Below are 16,288 nucleotides of genomic sequence, written 5' to 3' on the forward strand. Positions count from 1 at the left end.
TGTCGCCGAGCCATGGCTCGGCCGGGCCGCATTAGCTCAGTTGGTAGAGCACCTCATTCGTAATGAGGGGGTCGCTGGTTCGAGTCCGGCATGCGGCACCATCGCCTCCCTTTCTCCAACCCGGGAGGCAGCCATGAAAACCCAGTTAAGTGCAGCGTCGACAGCTCCGTCAGTCGCGTGACGGACGAGACGACGAAGGCTGCGCGGGCCACCTCTTTTGCAGCGTCCGAAAAACAGAGCCAGTCGGCTTACTTTCGTAAGAATTTCCCGAAGCAGATCGGCCACCGCGGCTATGATTTCTGGCTGACGCCGGGTGGTGAGCGCCTCAACCTCGCCCCGATGATTCGCACCGATGCCGCCGCCTATTTCTCTGAGCGCCGCATCACCTGGCATCTCGCCGCAGACCATGCGCTTTCATCGCAGGCGTGCTGTCTCAACTTTCTGATGCCTCTCGCCGAGCGACCCGAAGTCCTGTCACGGCTCGTCTCGCTGGCGCTCGACATTCCCCCACCTCGCATGCTGCCGATCGAAGCCGGGCCGGAAGGACGTCCCTGGTATGTGGCTTTCGAATGGATCGGCGGCGACTATCTCAACGAAAGCCGCTCAGTGGCGAAAGGAACTGGCAACGGGGGACGCACCCGCGGCGCGAATTGCACCAGTGCCGATGCCTGCCTCGCCTTCCAGCATCAGGGCCGACGCGAAACGTTGCTGATCGAGTGGAAATACACTGAAAGATACGGCGCACCGCTCGCTCCGGCAGGCCATGAGGTCCGCATCTCACGTTATGGGAATCTTGCCTTCGCTCCAGATGGTCCGATCCGCTCAGATCTCGGGCTCTCGCTGGCCGATTTCTTTTACGAGCCGTTTTATCAGCTCCTGCGCCAGCAGATGCTCGCCTTTCAAATGCAGAAAGCTCACGAAGACGGCGCGGAGCGGGTTCGCGTTCTGCATATCGCACCGTCCGCCAACCTGGCGCTTCGCAGAGTGACCTCGCCGGCGCTAAGACCATTCGGCAAGGACGCCTTTGCCGTCTTCAGCGGCCTTCTCCAAACGCCGGGCGACTTCGTCAGCTGTTCGACCGAAGCGCTCTTTCGGCCTCTGATCGACGAGCTCGGCCTGGACGATCCGTGGGCGTCCTATCTCGATCAGCGCTATCGCTTTCTGACTGCCGACAGCGAAGCCACCTCTGCCTAGATCGGCCCTTCTAGAGGACCAACACTCCCAGGCTACGGCCGCGTGCGTTCGATCGCCTCTTCGAGCCGCGCGCGGGCGCTCGCCGACAGACGCTCCACATCGATAAGACGGGCGAGCACGAGCGGCGGATCATCCTCGTCGAGCAGCGCCAGATTGGCCTCCACCACGTCGCTCAATTCTGCGATGGCGATCTCGCCGACGGCGCGGCGATGCGCAGGCCCTGCCGGCGGCCGGTAGGCGACGCGGCTCGCAACCGTTCCCTTCTTCCACAGGAAGTCGCCGGACGATTCTTCCGTACGATCGACCTCGCGCAGATGTTTGGCGATCTGGTCGCGAATGCGCCGGCCAGTCCGCTGCCAGCCATGAGCGCGGGCGATGCGCTGCGCCAGGATATCTTCCCGCACCGGCGCTTCGGCCTCGATCACCGCCTGAACCATATCGTGCAGCGTCTGCCGGTAGGAAAAGTCGAAGAATTTGTCCGGATCCGCATGAAAGCGCGAAAGGTCGGCGATAAGGAAGCGGCCGTCACCGTTCTGCGCGGATTCCGAGGGTTGCTTGTCGACCGCGTCTGGATCCGGTTGTGTTTGAGCCATGGGGAACCTCTCCGTTGTGATCGATCTGCGCCCCGCCTGGGCGCAATCTGCATAGAGGGGATAAGGTCCTCAAGAGGCAGGAGCGCGACCGACGATGTCGCGCGACGACCCGTCTCGACAAAGGCCGGCTTGCGATCATCGCCCACGCATCCCATAGCTGAACCTATCCGCTCTTTGCCTGCGACGAGGATTCCTTGGCATCCTTCACTTTCCTGCACGCCGCCGATCTGCATCTGGGTAGCCCGCTGCAAGGCTTGAGCGTCAAGGATCCAGACATCGCCGCACGCTTTGCACAGGCGATCCGACGCGCATTCCAAAACCTTGTGGCCCAGGCGATCGAACGCAAAGTCGCCTTCCTCGTCATTGCCGGCGATATCTATGACGGTGAATGGCCGGACAACAATGTCGGCCTCTTCTTCAACCGCGAGGTCGCGCGTCTCGACCGCGCCGGCATCCCGGTCTTTCTCCTCAAAGGCAATCACGACGCTGACAGTGTGGTGACGAAGAGCATCGCGCTTCCAGGCTCGGTGCATGCCTTCGACACCGCGAAGCCGGAGAGCTTCCGCATCGACACTCTCAAAGTGGCTCTGCACGGCCAGGGGTTCCGTGAACGTGCGGAGCGCAACAATCTCGCGCTCGCCTACCCACCGCCCGTCCCCGGTTATTTCAACGTTGGCGTCCTGCACACGGCGCTGACGGGACGCCCGCCACATGCGAGCTATGCCCCCTGTTCGGCCGAGGAGCTCGCCGCGCGCGGCTATGATTACTGGGCACTCGGCCATGTCCACGATTTCGAGATCGTGGCCGAGGATCCGCCGATCGTCTTCCCCGGCAATCTTCAGGCCCGCTCCATCCGCGAGATCGGCGAGAAAGGCGCCGTCCTCGTCACCGTCGAGGACGGGCATGTCAAAAACAAAGAGCGACTTCTGGTCGACGAGGCCCGTTTTGCCGAGGCGACGCTCGATATTGCCGGCATCGAGACCATGCCGCAGCTTCTGACAGCGGTGGAAGAACGCATCGCCACCCATGCCGAGGCCGCAAAAGATCGGCTCCTGGCCCTGCGTCTCCGCCTCACCGGCGCCTCGCCGCTGCGGCGGCGATTGGTCGCCGATCGCGCCAATTTCGTCGATGACGTGCAGGCCGCCTGCCATCGCTGCCATCCCGACATCTGGCTGGAAAAGCTCGATCTGCGCGTGAGCGAGCCGGCAACGCCGGCACAAGCGGTCAGCCCTGATCAGAAGCTCGATATCGAACCGTTGCTTCAAACGCTCGTGCACGATCCGGAGATCGCCGAGCAGGCCGAGGCGATCATCGCCGAAATCACCGCCAAGCTGCCGGGCGGGCTTGGCGCGGAGAAGACACCGCTCGGTGCAGATACCACCGCTCTTCTCGCCGAAGCCGCAGATCTTCTGCGCGTCCGTCTCGCTGCCGGGGAGGATGCCGATGCGCTTTGAGCGCCTCACGCTGCTACGCTACGGCGCATTTTCCGAGCGGCAGATCAGCTTCCGCGACGGGGCGAAGCTGCATCTCGTCTATGGGCGCAACGAAGCCGGCAAATCCTCCGCGCTTGCCGCGATCTCCGACCTCCTTTTCGGCTTTCCAGAACGAACCAACGGCTTTGAATTCCTGCACGGGACGAAAGCACTTCGTGTGGCCGCAAGCCTCCGGGCGGGGGACGGAACGAGCCTCCCATTTCGGCGAAAGCGCGGACGCAAGCTCACGCTGCTCTCCGACGACGACAGCGAAACGCCATTGCGTGACGACGCGCTTCTGCCCTTCACCGGCGGTCTGTCTCGCGATGTCTTCGAGCGGGCATTCGGTCTTGATTCAACGCGGCTGCGTGCCGGAGCCGATGCCATGCTCGCCGCCGAAGGTGAACTCGGCAGTCTTTTGTTTGCTGCCGCGTCGGGGCTTTTGCATCTGCGGGCCACCAAAACGAGGCTGGAGGAAGACGCCACGCGCATCTTCGCGCCACGCGCCTCCAAAGACCGCCTCTTCTACCAGATCCGCGAGCGCCATGAAGATGCACGCAAGGAGGAACGCGCGAGCCAGCTGCGCGCCGGCGACTGGCGCGACCTCAACCGCGCAATCGACGAGCTTCAGGAAGAACACGAGGCTATGGCCTCTGCGCGCGCGAAAATACGTCAGAAACTGCATACGCTGCAGCGGCTGCGCCAGATCGAACCGACGGTCGCGGAGATCGATCGCGAAACGGCACGGCTCGCCGATTTCTCAGATCTCGCAGCCTACCCGTCCGGCACTGCCGAACGTCTGGAAGTCCGGCTGCACGAGGCCGCCCGCGCAGAAGAGGCGCTGGGCGTGGTCCACGACCGCGTGCAGGCGGCAGAAGCAAAGCTCGCAGCCATCGCTGTCGATCAGGCGCTCATCGATAAGGCCGAGGCAATCAGCGCGCTCTACGGAAATTCGGGCGACTATGCCAAGAGCCAGCGCGACCTTCCCCGCGTCATCGCCGAGCGCGACGATTACACGGCGCAGATGGCAGACCTCGGCGGCCGGCTCGGGATCGCCGCCACCGATCTTGAACGCCTGCAGCCGACGGATGCCGCGCTCGCCGCCCTTGAAAGCACCGTCAACGAGGGACAGAGCCTCAAAAGCGCGCGAGAGACGACCGAAAGACGTCTTGCGGAAGAGCGCAATGCTCTCAACGAACTCGCTCGCGAAGCGCCGGCAGTGCCATTGGTCGATCCAAGGCGCTGGGAAGACCAACTCCTGGCGCTCCGCCCGGATCTGAACCGACTGGAAAAGCGCGACGAGCTTGACCGCGGCTGCCTGTTGCAGCGGCAAAGACTCGCGGAAAGCGCGGCAGCCCTCGTGCCGCCGGTCGACGATCTCGGTCACATCGCTGCGGCCGCACTTCCCTCCAGCGAAACGCTTACCGGTCACCGCAACCGGCTGAAGGCAGCTTCGGAAGAGTTGCGTCAAGTCGAAGCCGCCCTCATGCGCAACCATCAGGAGCAGGAAGCACTCCGCGTCGAACGCGCGGAGGCAGGCAAGAGCGCACCACCCAGCACCGCGGAGATCGATGAGGCACGCGGATTGCGTGATCAGGCTTTTGCCGGACTTCGTGGTCCCCTCCTCGGTGAGGCGGCTCCCCTTTCCGGAGAGGCCGCTCGACATGCCGTCGCCACCTTCGAAGTCTTGACCAAGGAGGCGGACCGGCTGGCAGATCACGCATTGGCGGGTGCCGAAACGCTCGCCCGGTTGGCGATCGACGAGGCGGAACGAGAGACGCAGCTCCGCGAGGCAGAAGCGCTTGAACGGCAGAAGACAAAGGCGCGAGAAACCCTCCAGGAAGCCGAACGGGCCTATCGCGAGCTCTTCGCCTATTGCGGCGTAACGCCTGTCGGCGCCGACGACATGATGGCATGGCGCGGTGAGATTTCCCGTCTCCTCGACGACCGGCGCGTCCTGCTTGAGCGAGAGAGCGAACTTTCCGCTCTTCAGCGCCTGGCCGACGAGCTTGCGCCGGCGCTTGCCGCGATCGCCGAGGGTATCGGCCTTGAAGAGGCAAAAGCCCTGCCGCAGCCGGCCTTGCTGCGCGCCATCGAGGAGCGGCTGCGGGCGCTTGCGACCACCTGGGCCGAGAGTCGCGCGCTCGCCGGACGCCGCGAAGACGCCGAGTTGCGCATCAAGCGCCTTGAGGAGGAGGGAGCAAAGCTGAATGAGCAAGAGCGCCTCTGGCAGGAACGCTTTCGCGCAGCGGCCAACGCGGTCGGCCTGTCGCCGAAGACAACGATCGCAGAGGCCGCCGCCAATATCCGTCTGTGGGAGCGCCTGCCCGATTTGCGGCGCGAGCGCGATGCCCGCGAGCGTCGGGTTGCCGGGATGCGCCGCGACATTGCTGATTTCGAGACGAGGGTGGGAGCCGTCGTCGCGGAGGTTAAGACAGAGCTCGCAGGACTTCCAGCCGGCCATGCCATCAAGCTTCTCGAGGAACGGGTCCAGGAAGCCCGCACCGACGCGGCGCAACGGCGCGCGGCCCAGACGGCGCTCGCCGACGCAAAGGCGGCCCGTATCGCGAGTGAAGAGAGTTGCGAGCGCGCCCGCAAGGCGCTCGAAGAAGCGCTCACCGCCACCCCGGAGGCCGATCCGAGCGAGCTGATCGCGCGGCTGCGGGAACGCGATCGGCTGGCGGCAGATCTTGCCCGCTGCCGGGAGCGCCTTAGAGAGATATCGGACGGCGCAGGCGAAGACGCCGTGCGCACCGAACTCGCCGCCTTCGATCGCAGTCGCGCCGAGATCGACATGGAAACGCTGAGGCGGGACGAAGAGCAACTCGACCAGGAGATGGCTGAGCTCTATGCCCGTCTCGCAGAAAAGCGTGGCGAGCGCGAACGCCTGGAGCGCGCGCCCGGCTCGGAGGCCGCGGCCTTCGCAAAACAGGCTGCGGAGGTCGAAATCGTCGAGGCCGCGCGCCAATGGGCGGTCTTGAAACTCTCAGCGGCGCTTCTCACGGCCGCGATGGAGCACCACCGGGCAAAAGAGAGCGATCCGATGATGGAGCGCGCCGGGACCCTCTTCTCCATGCTGACTGACGGCGCATTTGCAACACTTGCGCAGGAGCTCAACGAGGCGGACGAGCCGGAACTCAAAGCGGTGCGGAAGGGCGGCGAGCAGATCGCTATTGCGGGTCTGAGCGACGGGACGCGCGACCAGCTCTATCTCGCCCTTCGCCTCGCCTTTCTGGAGGATTACTGCCGCCACAACGAGGCCGCGCCCTTCATCGGCGACGATCTCTTCCAGACCTTCGACGATGAGCGCACCGCAGCCGGCATCAAAACGCTTGCAGCTTCGAGCACACACTTCCAGCCGATCCTCTTCACGCATCACAGAAGCGTGGTTGCAACAGCCGAGCAGGCTCTGGGCCAAGACCTCGATCTGATCGAGATTTAGAGCGGGGCACACCCGAACGTTCGCGCTGCCTTACCAAGCCGTCACTGGCAACGGCACGCCTCTTGCACTAGCTTCAGTGCCAAAGGGATCCAACAATGCTCGATGCACTGCGCAACTTCCTGACTTTCAAGGGCGAAGAACAACAACGCCCGTTCACCGACGACGATCAGCGACTGGCCTTTGCCGCATTGCTCGTCCATTGCGTCGCCGTCGATGGCGCTGCCGGCGAAGATGAGCGCGCACGTATGCGCGAAATTCTCAAGGCGGATTACGGTTTGAGCGGGGACGATCTGGAGCGTCTGATCGCCGAGGCCGAGCGCGTCGACGCCGAAGCGATCGACCTTTACCGCTTCACCAGCGTGTTGAAACGGCAGATGACCATCGAAGAGCGCATCCGCGCGGTGGAAAGGCTCTGGGAAGTCATCTATGTTGACGGCGAAGTGCATGAATTCGAAGACAATCTCGTCTGGCGCGTCGCCGAGCTTCTGGGCGTCGATCGCAATGCGCGCATCGGTCTGAAGCACGCCGTGGCCGAGCGTCACGCCCAGAGCGAGCGCGAATGACACGATGAGTGATGCAAAAATCCATTATCTGAGGCGTCAGCTCTCGGAAGACGCCGCCAGACGGCCTGTGCTTGTCATCCTGCACCAGGAAACATCGAGCCCCGGAAAGCTCGGCCAGATGCTGCAGGAGAAGGGCTACCCCCTCGATATCCGTCGGCCGCGCTTCGGCGATCCGCTGCCTGAGACGATGGCCGATCACAGCGGCGCTGTCATCTTCGGCGGTCCGATGAGCGCCAACGACACCGACGATTTCGTCAAGCGCGAGATCGACTGGATCAATGTCCCTCTCAAGGAAAAAGCCCCCTTCCTCGGCATCTGCCTTGGCGCCCAGATGCTGGTGAAGACATTGGGCGGCGAGGTCAAAAGCCATTGCGAAGGTTGCGCGGAGATCGGCTTCTACCGGCTCGACGCGACGCCTGAAGGGGCCGCGATGATGGACTGGCCGAGCCATGTCTATCAATGGCACCGGGAAGGCTTCGACCTGCCGACAGGCGCGACGCTGCTGGCGCGTGGAGAACTGTTTCAAAACCAGGCGTTCTCACTCGGTCCAGCCGCTTTCGGCGTGCAATTCCACTCCGAACTCACCTATGCAATGGCCTGCCGCTGGACCGTGCGCGGCGCCGAGCGCATGAATCTGCCGGGCGCGCGGCCGAGGCCCGACCATATGGCAAAATGGTTCCGCTACGATCCGCCCGTGCGCCGGTGGCTCGACGGCTTTTTGGATAGCTGGATCGCGCGCGACGGACGTGCGCGGAGCGCTCAGGCTGGAGAGGCCGGCGCATCGACCGCAGCAAAGAGCGTCGTCTCCAGCCAGTCGAGGATCGCTTCAAGCTGAGTCGCCATTGGCCCCTCCGGCGGTTTCGGTCGGCGGACCAGCACCACGGGCAGGCCCAAAAGGCGCGCCGCCTCGATCTTGGCGCTTGCACGGCCACCTGAATCTTTCGACACGATCCATTCGATCCCGTGTTCCTTGAAGAGCGCAATCTCGGCCTGCGGATCGTTGGGCGGGCGACCCAAAATGACCTCGCCGCGCGGAAACTCCTCCCCGGCCACCGGCGGTTCGATCATGCGCATCAGGCACCACAGATCCTGGCGCGCCGCAAAAGCCCGGATTTCACGGCGACCCGCGGCGAGAAAGACACGCGCGCCCTGCGGAATCGAGGCCGCGGCCCCCGCCATATCGACAACCTCGATGAAATGGTCCTCCGGCCGGCGTTCGAAACCAGGGCGCACGAGTTTGATGCGCGGCACCTGCGCCATTTCGGCTGCCTCTTTGGCGTGCTGCGCGATGCGTGCGGCAAAAGGATGCGTCGCATCGACGAGTGCGTCATAACCGCCCTCTCGCAGAGCCTGGGCGAGCCCATCAGGCCCGCCAAAGCCACCGCGGCGGACATTGCCGGCCACCGCCTGAGGCAGACGCGTCAGCCCGGCAAGCGAGGTGACGGTGTCGAGACGGGTGTCTCCCGCAAGCCGCGCCGCCAGTTCTCCGGCCTCCGCCGTACCGCCGAGGATCATCACCTTGGCCATGAGCTCTCCATTGCTTCCCGCGTGTACCGATAGACCGAAACGCGCCGCCAGATTGTGCTGTGATCAAAACGCCTTGAATGCAGCACAGGCAAGCCCGCGAAGGCACTTGTCTTGCCGTTTTCCTCCTGCAAAAAGAGCGACATGGACGCTCTGCCCCCCTCCCCCCTCTTTGCGGACCTGCCCCAGTTCGAACCCGGCCATGTCTGGCTCGTCGGCGCCGGTCCGGGCGACCCCGGTCTGATGACGTTGCACGCTGCCAACGCCCTCGCCCAGACCGATCATGTCATCTACGACGCGCTCGTCGATTCCTCCGTGCTGAAATATGCGCGCCAGGGCGCCGTCATCGAATATGCCGGCAAACGCGGCGGCAAGCCCTCGGCCAAGCAGCGCGATATCTCGCTGCATCTCGTCGAGCTCGCCCGTGCCGGCAAGCGCGTCTGTCGTCTGAAAGGCGGCGACCCCTTGATCTTCGGGCGCGGCGGCGAGGAAGCTCTGACGCTCGTTGCCCACAACATCCCCTTCCGCATCGTGCCGGGCGTGACGGCCGGCGTCGGTGGGCTCGCCTATGCGGGCTTTCCCTCCACGCACCGCGACATCAACCATGTCGTGACCTTCCTCACCGGCCATGATCAGACGGGCCTCACCCCCTCCTCGATCGACTGGCAAGCCCTCGCCAAGGCCTCGCCGGTGATCGTCATGTATATGGCGATCAAGCACCTGGCCGGCATCGCCGACGCGCTGATGGCGGCGGGTCGCGGTCCCGACGAGGCTGTCGCGATCGTCTCCGAAGCCACGACATCACGCCAGCGCGTTCTGGAAACCGTGCTTGGCCGCGCGGCGGAGGATTGCGCTGCGGCCAAGATGGAGCCGCCGGCACTCGTCGTTCTCGGCGAAGTGGTGAAACTACGCAAAGGCCTCGATTGGCTCGGGGCGCTGCAAGGCCGTAAGCTCGATCCGGACCCTCTCGGCACCGGCCTCGATCTCTACGCCAAGGAGGCCGGTGGCGCCGCATGAAGAGCGGGCCGAAGGCATTTCTTATCGCCGGAGGCTCCAGCCACTCCGGCAAGACGGTTCTGACGGCAGGCCTCATCCGCGCCCTGATCCGACGCGGTCTGAAAGTGAAGGCCGCCAAATGCGGGCCCGATTACATCGACCCGCGCTTTTTGGAAGCGGCCTCGGGCGCGCCGGCGATCAATCTCGATCCCTTCGCCATGCGGCCGGAGCGGCTTCGCGCACTTGCCGCCCGTCAGGCGGAAGGTGCGGACCTTCTCGTCGTCGAAGGCGTGATGGGGCTCTACGACGGCGGTGCGAACGGTCTCGGTTCGACCGCGAGCCTCGCCGCTCACCTTGCGCTTCCGACCTTCCTCGTCGTCGCAGCCAACGGCATGTCGCAATCGACGGCGGCCGTGGCGGAGGGCTTCGCGCGACTGGCCGACGGTTTTTCGCTTGCAGGCGCGATCGTCAACCGCGCCGGTTCCGAGCGCCACCAGGGTCTGATCCAGGAAGGCTTTGCGCGTGCATCCGTGCCGCTGATCGGAATCGTGCAGCGCGATGAGCGACTGGCATTGCCGTCACGGCATCTGGGGCTTGTCCAGGCGGAGGAGCATCAGACGCTCGATGCCGTCATTGAGGCATCGGCGGAGCTGATCGAGAAACATGTCGACGTCGACGCCCTTGTCCAGGCGGCCGAACCGCTCGGCGAAACCCACGAGAACGCCGCGACCCTTCCCCCTCTCGCCCAAAAAATCGCCCTCGCGGACGACGTCGCCTTCCGCTTCGCCTATCCCCATTGGCTTGAGGACTGGCGCGCCGCTGGTGCGGAGATCACCACTTTTTCGCCGCTCGCCGACGAGGCGCCGGCAGACGATGCGGGTGCGATCTTTTTGCCTGGCGGATATCCGGAGCTTTATGCAGGAAAGCTCGCCGCGGCCACGACCTTCAATCGTGCCATGCGCAACGCGGCGTCGAAAGGCCAGCTCGTCTATGGCGAGTGCGGGGGATTCATGACGCTCGGCGACGCTTTGATCGACGCCGAAGGCGAACGGCACGAAATGCTTGGGCTTCTGCCGCTCGTGACGAGTTTCGCCGCGCGGCGTCTCCATCTCGGCTACCGCCGGCTGACGCCGCTTGCCGGCAGGCCCTTCGCAGGCCCCCTCGGCGGACATGAGTTCCACTACGCCAGCATCGTAAGCGAAGGCCCGGCGGAGCGCCTCTTCGACAGCCGGGATGCTGCCGATACGCCGCTTGGCGAGGTTGGCCTCAGCCGCGGCAGCGTATCGGGCTCCTTCCTGCATGTGATCGACCGCGCCGCGTAAGGCGCGGGGCCTCAAGCGTCGCGCGTGGCGGCACGAAGGATGTGGGAATGCGACGCGTCGTAAAGCGCACTGTCGCGGAATTCATCCGCATCGAGCGCCCGGCCGATGAAGATGAGCGCGGTGCGAGTAAGCTTCTTCTCGCGCACCTTCTCACGCACATTGGCGAGATCGGTGCAGATGAAATCCTCATCCGGCCAGCCGACGCGATAAGCGACGATGACGGGGCAATCGGCACCGACGACCGGCGTCAGATCACGCTCGATCGCGAGAAGATTGCGCACCGAAAGATGCACCGCCAAAGTCGCACCGGTCTTGGCGAAGGCAACAAGATTTTCGCCCTGCGGCATCTTCGACGATTGCATGGCGGTCCGCGTGATGACGACCGACTGGCTCACCTCGGGAATCGTGAGCTCCTGTCCGAGAGCTGCCGCGGCGGCAGCAAAGGCGGGAACCCCCGGCGTCACGTCATAGGCGATGCCGAGCTCTTTCAGCCGCCGGATCTGTTCGGCGATGGCCCCGTAAAGCGAGGGGTCGCCGGAATGAACGCGGGCGACGTCCTGTCCCTTGCGGCAAGCCTCTTCCATCACGGCGAGGATCTCGTCGAGCGCCATCGGCGCCGTATCGCGCACGAGGGCATCCTTCGGCGCGGCGGCGACGATCGCTTCCGGAACGAGAGAGCCGGCATAAAGACAGACCGGGCAGCTTTCGATGAGCTTCAGTCCGCGCACGGTGATGAGGTCCGGCGCGCCTGGCCCCGCACCGATGAAATGCACCTTGCCAGTGGGTTTGTTGTCGAGACTGGTCACGCTGTCGTCTCCTTTTCGGGGGCCTGAACTTTGCGGTGGTAGTCGCGCGGCGTGAAAAGGAATTCGCGTCCGCCTGCTGTGAAGGTTCGGCTCGTCGACGATCCGACGACGACGAGGCTCATCATGTCGACGTCGTCGACGGACAATTCGCCAAGAGTGGTGAAATGCAATCGCTCACCCTCCCGCCCGAGAAGCCGGGCAATCACCACCGGCGTCTCCGCCGGACGATGGGCGAGAAAGATCTCGCGGGAATCGGCAAGCTGATGCCGCCGGCGCTGCGACACCGGATTGTAGAAGGCGACGACGAAATCGCCCTGAGCCGCTGCCTCGACACGCGAGCGGATGGTCTCCCACGGCGTCAGAAGATCGGACAGCGAGATGAGGCAGAAATCGTGGCCCATCGGCGCACCGAGGCGCGAGGCCGCAGCCTGGAAGGCTGAAATGCCTGGCGCCAAGACGAGCTCGACACGCTTCACTGCGGAAGCGGGAGCAGCACCTTCCAAGACCTCGCAAACGAGCGTGGCCATCGCATAGATGCCCGGATCGCCGGAGCAGATGAGAGCGACCGAGCGGCCTTCGGCCGCGAGTTCGAGCGCCTTCTGGCAACGGTCCCGCTCTTCGCCGAGCGGCGAATCGATGCGGACCTTATCGGTGATATGAGGGCCGATGAGGTCCAGATAGTAGGAATAGCCGATGACCGTATCGGCACCGGCGATGAGCGCATCCGCCTGTGGCGTCCGCCATTCCGCGTCACCCGGCCCGATGCCGACGACCGCGAGCTTGCCGCGGGCACGCCCGACGGACGCCGTCTCGATCGGCGCTGGCGCCTCGGCGATGGCACAGGTGGCACGCGCGCTCTTCTTCTTGGCGACGACGAGAAGCCCTTCGGGTCCGACGGCGGCGAGGGCTGCCGCTTCGGCGACCCCATGCGTGCCGACTTCGCGGAAGACCGCCTCGGAAGGATTGTCGAGGCGCGGTGTTTCGTCCTCGAGGCGCGCAGCGGGGAAGAAGCGCGCCGGCACGCCGAGCATCTTGGCCGTTTCCAGGATCGCCGTCTCGTCGGCCTTCAGATCGAGCGAGACGAGGCAGGCGACCGAATGCAGAGAGAGCCCGGCTTCTGAGAGCGTTTCCTGGACGAGGGTCATCACCTCTTCCGTGTCGGCGCCTCGTTCGCAGCCGACCCCGATCGCGAGCGCCTTCGGGTGATAGACGAGCGTCTGCGCATCGCCCTTGCGGTCTTCGGTCGTGGCGACGAGCTTCACGGAGCTGTCGGCTCCGCGCGGCAGCGCACTTTCCTCGATCCAAGGCAGATCGCCTTCAAGCTCCACCGTCGCACCAGCGAGAAACGCCGACATCACATCTTTGGCGTCTTCCGGATTGGCGAGGGCAAAGCCGTGCGGGGGCTCGTCGAGCGCGATGCCGAAGCGGGTATCGCCCGCCGTGGTGATGGCGGCGAAGCCCGAGAGCTTGGCCGCAATCTGCCGCGCCAGACCGTTGGCGCCGTGATGACCGCCGAGAAGCGGCACCACGGTGCGACCATCCTCGGAAAGAGCGAGGACGGCCGGCTCGCTGCGCTTATCGGAGAGAAGCGGGGAAAGGACGCGCACCAGGATACCGGCCGCACAGATACCGACGATCGGCCGACCGGCCTGGAACAGCATCCGGCAATGCGCCCCCGTATCCTCGAAGACACAATTGGCAGGAGCAGCACCGCTTTCCACGGCCTTCTTCAGGGCGTGGACGTCGCCCCCAATCGCTTCCCGCAACCTGTTCGCGGTCACAAGGCCCCGTTCAGTCAAAGCGAGAAAGACGGGCGTCATCGTTCAACCTTCGCAATCAGGATCATCGAGAAATAAGGCGCCTCGTCGGCTTCGAGCTCGGCAAGCGGCACCACTTTTTGTTGCGGCAGGCTCGCATGCGAGACGTAGACGGCTTCGTCGAGCCGCCCGAGATCGGCGATGAGCTCCTTGAGCTGCGGCAGATGACGGCCGACTTTCAGGATCGCCGCCGCTTCGCTTTCACCGAGGCGCGCCTTGAGCGTCGCCGGGTCGAGCGTCGCCGGAAAGACATTGAGCGTACCCGTGCGCCGTGTCAGGGGCCGGCTCGCGGCCGCCGCAACGGCGGTGAGCGAAGAAACGCCCGGCACGATCTCGCAGCCGAAGCGCGGGCACAGCCGGTCGTGCAGATACATGAAGGTGCCGTAGAAGAACGGATCGCCTTCGCACAGCACAATCACGTCCCGACCGTCTTCGAGCTCGGCCGCGATCTCTTCCGCGGCTCGGTCATAAGGCTCGCTCGGAACATGTCCGGCGCGCATCGCAATGCGGATAACGATCTCGCGTGCGTCGCCTGCAATGTGCTTTGCCGCGATCGCTCGTGCAAAGCTCTCGCCGGGATCGGGGGCGGGATAGGCGATCACCTCGGCGCTTTCGATGATGCGCGCCGCCTTCAAGGTGATGAGCTCTGGATCTCCGGGCCCGACACCAATGCCATAAAGTTTGCCACTCATTCCGGGAGCAGACCTCCGTCATCCATTCTGGTTTCGCCAACGCTCCCCTTAACCCACGCCCATTGCGTGACGGGCATCGCAGGTCGCCAGCCGTGATACGGGCCGATCGCCTCCGCATGCGAGACCGCAAGGCGTGTAAGCTCACCCCCTGAGCTTTGATGCTCGGCGAGAAGGACGGCTTCGCTTTCAAGCGTCACCGCATGCACGACGAGCCGGCCGCCGGGCTTCAAGGCCCGGCGCGCCAGTGCAAGTGTTTCCGGCCGTACGCCACCACCCACGAAGACGGCATCGGGCGCAGGCCAGTCCGCAAGCGCCTCCGGCGCCTCGCCCTCGCGAATATCGAGTTCCGGTACACCGAGTTCCAAGGCATTCTTCGCCGCCATGGCCCGTCGCTCCAGCCGCGGCTCGAGCGCGATCGCACGCGCATGATGCGCCGCACGCATGAACTCGATGGCGACCGATCCGGCACCCGCGCCGATATCCCAGAGAAGAGCCCCCGGGAAAGGGGCAAGCCGTGCGATTGCGGCCGCGCGGACTTCCCGCTTCGTCATCTTACCGTCGTGTGTGAACGCATCATCCGGCAATCCGCCGGAGCGCGGCATGAAGCGGGCGCCAGGCCCGGCGATGCATTCGACCGCAAGCGTATGGAAATCGGCCGTCTCCGCCGACCAGTCGCGCGCCCGACCTTTAATGCCGGTTTCTTTCGGCCCGCCCATATGAGCAAGCGCCACCATGCGGCTGTCGCCGAAACCGCGCGCCGTCAGATAGGCGGCAACGGCCGCCGGCGTCGTGCCGTCATGCGAAAGGACGAGGAGCTTCGCACCGGGATAGACGGACAGCGCCAGCCGACTGATCGGCCGGCCATGCAGCGTCACCATCTCGACGCGCTCCAAGGGCCAGGCGAGCCTTGAGGCCGCGAGTGCGAAAGCGGACAGACCCGGGATGATGAGCATCTCTTCGGGCGGAATCGACCGGGCAAGCGTCGCACCGATCCCGAAATGCATCGGATCACCGCTCGCAAGCACCACGACCCGTCGCCCGCGATACTCAGTCAGACGACTCACGAGTTCACTTAAAGGGCTGGGCCAGGCGAGTTTTTCCCGCTCGTCCTCGGCCAGCATGGCGAGATGGCGCTCGCCGCCGATGAGGATTTCGGCGTCGTCGACCAGCCGCCGAGCGGCGGCGGAAAGACCGACGAGACCATCCTCACCGATGCCGATGACGAAAAGCCAGGGTTTCATGCTGCCTCCTCACCGATCATGAGCGCGTTGAGGGCCGCAGCTGCCATCGCCGATCCACCACGCCGACCCCTGAGCGCGACGAAGGGCAAGCCGAGACGGTTGGCGATCAGCGCCTCCTTGGATTCCGCCGCCCCGACGAAACCGACCGGGAAGCCGATGACGAAGGCTGGGCGCAAAGCAGGGTCTTCGGCAAGTTCCAGAAGGTGGAAGAGAGCCGTCGGCGCGTTGCCGATAACGGCGATGGCGCCGGAAAGGCGGTCGGCGAGAGCCGAAAAGCCCGCGGCTGTCCGCGTCGTTTGAAGCTCGCCGGCAAGCCGCGCCGCATCGGGCTGCGCGACCGCAGCCTCGATCGCATTCCCGGCGGTCAGATGCCACCGCGCAATCCCCGCAGCGACCATCGCCACATCGCAAAGGATCGGTGCACCGGCCTCAAGAGCCGCACGCCCCGCGGCACCCGCCCCCTCCGACCATGCGAGATCGGCGACAAGATCGGGCATCCCACCGGAATGAACGACGCGTTTGGCAAGCGGCCGGAGGTCGGCCGGGACCCCAGACAACTCGCATTCCGCTTCGATGATCGCAAAGGAGCGGCGGGTGATTTCGGCGCCGTCGCGCAGATAGTCCAT

At 64.9% G+C, this 16,288-nt stretch carries 14 protein-coding genes and 1 tRNA gene; 8 read left to right on the forward strand and 7 right to left on the reverse strand.

What is annotated here, in order from left to right; all coding sequences use genetic code 11:
* Nucleotides 1-25: 25 nt before the first annotated feature.
* Nucleotides 26-101: transfer RNA gene (locus NYQ83_RS15085), tRNA-Thr, on the forward strand.
* Complete coding sequence (locus NYQ83_RS15090) at nucleotides 91-1,194, forward strand: PGN_0703 family putative restriction endonuclease (protein WP_261215648.1); 1,104 nt, start codon at nucleotides 91-93, stop codon at nucleotides 1,192-1,194. Before NYQ83_RS15085 ends, NYQ83_RS15090 begins: the two co-directional genes overlap by 11 nt.
* A 32-nt stretch (nucleotides 1,195-1,226) precedes the next feature.
* On the opposite strand, the gene NYQ83_RS15095 is transcribed toward NYQ83_RS15090, so the two are convergent.
* Nucleotides 1,227-1,787, reverse strand: coding sequence for a DUF3320 domain-containing protein (locus NYQ83_RS15095; RefSeq protein ID WP_261215649.1), 561 nt, complete (start codon nucleotides 1,785-1,787; stop codon nucleotides 1,227-1,229).
* Nucleotides 1,788-1,981: 194 nt separating this feature from the next.
* On the opposite strand from NYQ83_RS15095, the gene NYQ83_RS15100 reads away from it, so the two are divergent.
* The 4 genes from NYQ83_RS15100 (at nucleotide 1,982) to NYQ83_RS15115 (ending at nucleotide 8,099) form a co-directional block, all read left to right on the forward strand.
* Nucleotides 1,982-3,241, forward strand: coding sequence for an exonuclease SbcCD subunit D (locus NYQ83_RS15100; RefSeq protein WP_261215651.1), 1,260 nt, complete (start codon nucleotides 1,982-1,984; stop codon nucleotides 3,239-3,241).
* Nucleotides 3,231-6,701, forward strand: a complete 3,471-nt coding sequence (locus NYQ83_RS15105) for an ATP-binding protein (RefSeq protein WP_261215653.1) — start codon at nucleotides 3,231-3,233, stop codon at nucleotides 6,699-6,701. The genes NYQ83_RS15100 and NYQ83_RS15105 overlap by 11 nt, the downstream gene beginning before the upstream one ends.
* A gap of 95 nt (nucleotides 6,702-6,796) precedes the next feature.
* A complete protein-coding gene (locus NYQ83_RS15110; protein WP_128290552.1) occupies nucleotides 6,797-7,264 on the forward strand; it encodes a TerB family tellurite resistance protein in 468 nt (155 codons plus the stop codon).
* A 4-nt stretch (nucleotides 7,265-7,268) separates the two neighbouring features.
* On the forward strand, nucleotides 7,269-8,099 hold the full coding sequence (locus NYQ83_RS15115) for a glutamine amidotransferase (protein WP_261215654.1): 831 nt from the start codon (nucleotides 7,269-7,271) through the stop codon (nucleotides 8,097-8,099).
* On the opposite strand, the gene NYQ83_RS15120 is transcribed toward NYQ83_RS15115, so the two are convergent.
* Nucleotides 8,024-8,791, reverse strand: a complete 768-nt coding sequence (locus NYQ83_RS15120; RefSeq protein ID WP_261215655.1) for a cobalt-precorrin-6A reductase — start codon at nucleotides 8,789-8,791, stop codon at nucleotides 8,024-8,026. The two genes, NYQ83_RS15115 and NYQ83_RS15120, sit on opposite strands and share 76 nt — an antisense overlap.
* Before the next feature lie 141 nt (nucleotides 8,792-8,932).
* Here NYQ83_RS15120 and cobA point away from each other — a divergent pair, with 141 nt between their 5' ends.
* A complete protein-coding gene (gene cobA, locus NYQ83_RS15125; RefSeq protein WP_092813011.1) occupies nucleotides 8,933-9,805 on the forward strand; it encodes a uroporphyrinogen-III C-methyltransferase in 873 nt (290 codons plus the stop codon).
* Nucleotides 9,802-11,106, forward strand: a complete 1,305-nt coding sequence (locus NYQ83_RS15130; protein WP_261215656.1) for a cobyrinate a,c-diamide synthase — start codon at nucleotides 9,802-9,804, stop codon at nucleotides 11,104-11,106. Before cobA ends, NYQ83_RS15130 begins: the two co-directional genes overlap by 4 nt.
* Nucleotides 11,107-11,117: 11 nt before the next feature.
* On the opposite strand, the gene cobM is transcribed toward NYQ83_RS15130, so the two are convergent.
* The 5 genes from cobM to NYQ83_RS15155 are packed head-to-tail and all read right to left on the reverse strand — an operon-like array spanning nucleotide 11,118 to nucleotide 16,288.
* Entirely contained in the window at nucleotides 11,118-11,912 is a 795-nt protein-coding gene (gene cobM, locus NYQ83_RS15135) for a precorrin-4 C(11)-methyltransferase (RefSeq protein WP_261215657.1), read from the reverse strand.
* Nucleotides 11,909-13,732 (reverse strand): precorrin-3B C(17)-methyltransferase, encoded by a 1,824-nt coding sequence (gene cobJ, locus NYQ83_RS15140; RefSeq protein WP_261215658.1) that lies wholly within the window; start codon nucleotides 13,730-13,732, stop codon nucleotides 11,909-11,911. The genes cobM and cobJ overlap by 4 nt, the downstream gene beginning before the upstream one ends.
* Complete coding sequence (gene cobI / locus NYQ83_RS15145) at nucleotides 13,729-14,421, reverse strand: precorrin-2 C(20)-methyltransferase (protein WP_261215659.1); 693 nt, start codon at nucleotides 14,419-14,421, stop codon at nucleotides 13,729-13,731. The genes cobJ and cobI overlap by 4 nt, the downstream gene beginning before the upstream one ends.
* Nucleotides 14,418-15,662, reverse strand: a complete 1,245-nt coding sequence (cbiE, locus tag NYQ83_RS15150; protein WP_261215660.1) for a precorrin-6y C5,15-methyltransferase (decarboxylating) subunit CbiE — start codon at nucleotides 15,660-15,662, stop codon at nucleotides 14,418-14,420. The genes cobI and cbiE overlap by 4 nt, the downstream gene beginning before the upstream one ends.
* Entirely contained in the window at nucleotides 15,659-16,288 is a 630-nt protein-coding gene (locus tag NYQ83_RS15155) for a precorrin-8X methylmutase (protein ID WP_261215661.1), read from the reverse strand. Before NYQ83_RS15155 ends, cbiE begins: the two co-directional genes overlap by 4 nt.

The organism is Afifella sp. JA880 (genome assembly GCF_025379905.1).
In the GTDB taxonomy this organism is placed as follows: Bacteria; Pseudomonadota; Alphaproteobacteria; order Rhizobiales; family Afifellaceae; genus Afifella; species Afifella aestuarii.

Excerpts from the sequence above, each read along its gene's own strand:
- NYQ83_RS15090 (WP_261215648.1), top strand. The coding sequence starts at position 91 with ATGCGGCACCATCGCCTCCCTTTCTCCAACCCGGGAGGCAGCCATGAA.
- NYQ83_RS15095 (WP_261215649.1), bottom strand. The coding sequence starts at position 1,787 with ATGGCTCAAACACAACCGGATCCAGACGCGGTCGACAAGCAACCCTCG.
- NYQ83_RS15105 (WP_261215653.1), top strand. The coding sequence starts at position 3,231 with ATGCGCTTTGAGCGCCTCACGCTGCTACGCTACGGCGCATTTTCCGAG.
- NYQ83_RS15110 (WP_128290552.1), top strand. The coding sequence starts at position 6,797 with ATGCTCGATGCACTGCGCAACTTCCTGACTTTCAAGGGCGAAGAACAA.
- NYQ83_RS15115 (WP_261215654.1), top strand. The coding sequence starts at position 7,269 with ATGAGTGATGCAAAAATCCATTATCTGAGGCGTCAGCTCTCGGAAGAC.
- NYQ83_RS15120 (WP_261215655.1), bottom strand. The coding sequence starts at position 8,791 with ATGGCCAAGGTGATGATCCTCGGCGGTACGGCGGAGGCCGGAGAACTG.
- cobA (WP_092813011.1), top strand. The coding sequence starts at position 8,933 with ATGGACGCTCTGCCCCCCTCCCCCCTCTTTGCGGACCTGCCCCAGTTC.
- NYQ83_RS15130 (WP_261215656.1), top strand. The coding sequence starts at position 9,802 with ATGAAGAGCGGGCCGAAGGCATTTCTTATCGCCGGAGGCTCCAGCCAC.
- cobJ (WP_261215658.1), bottom strand. The coding sequence starts at position 13,732 with ATGACGCCCGTCTTTCTCGCTTTGACTGAACGGGGCCTTGTGACCGCG.
- cobI (WP_261215659.1), bottom strand. The coding sequence starts at position 14,421 with ATGAGTGGCAAACTTTATGGCATTGGTGTCGGGCCCGGAGATCCAGAG.
- cbiE (WP_261215660.1), bottom strand. The coding sequence starts at position 15,662 with ATGAAACCCTGGCTTTTCGTCATCGGCATCGGTGAGGATGGTCTCGTC.
- NYQ83_RS15155 (WP_261215661.1), bottom strand. The coding sequence starts at position 16,288 with ATGGACTATCTGCGCGACGGCGCCGAAATCACCCGCCGCTCCTTTGCG.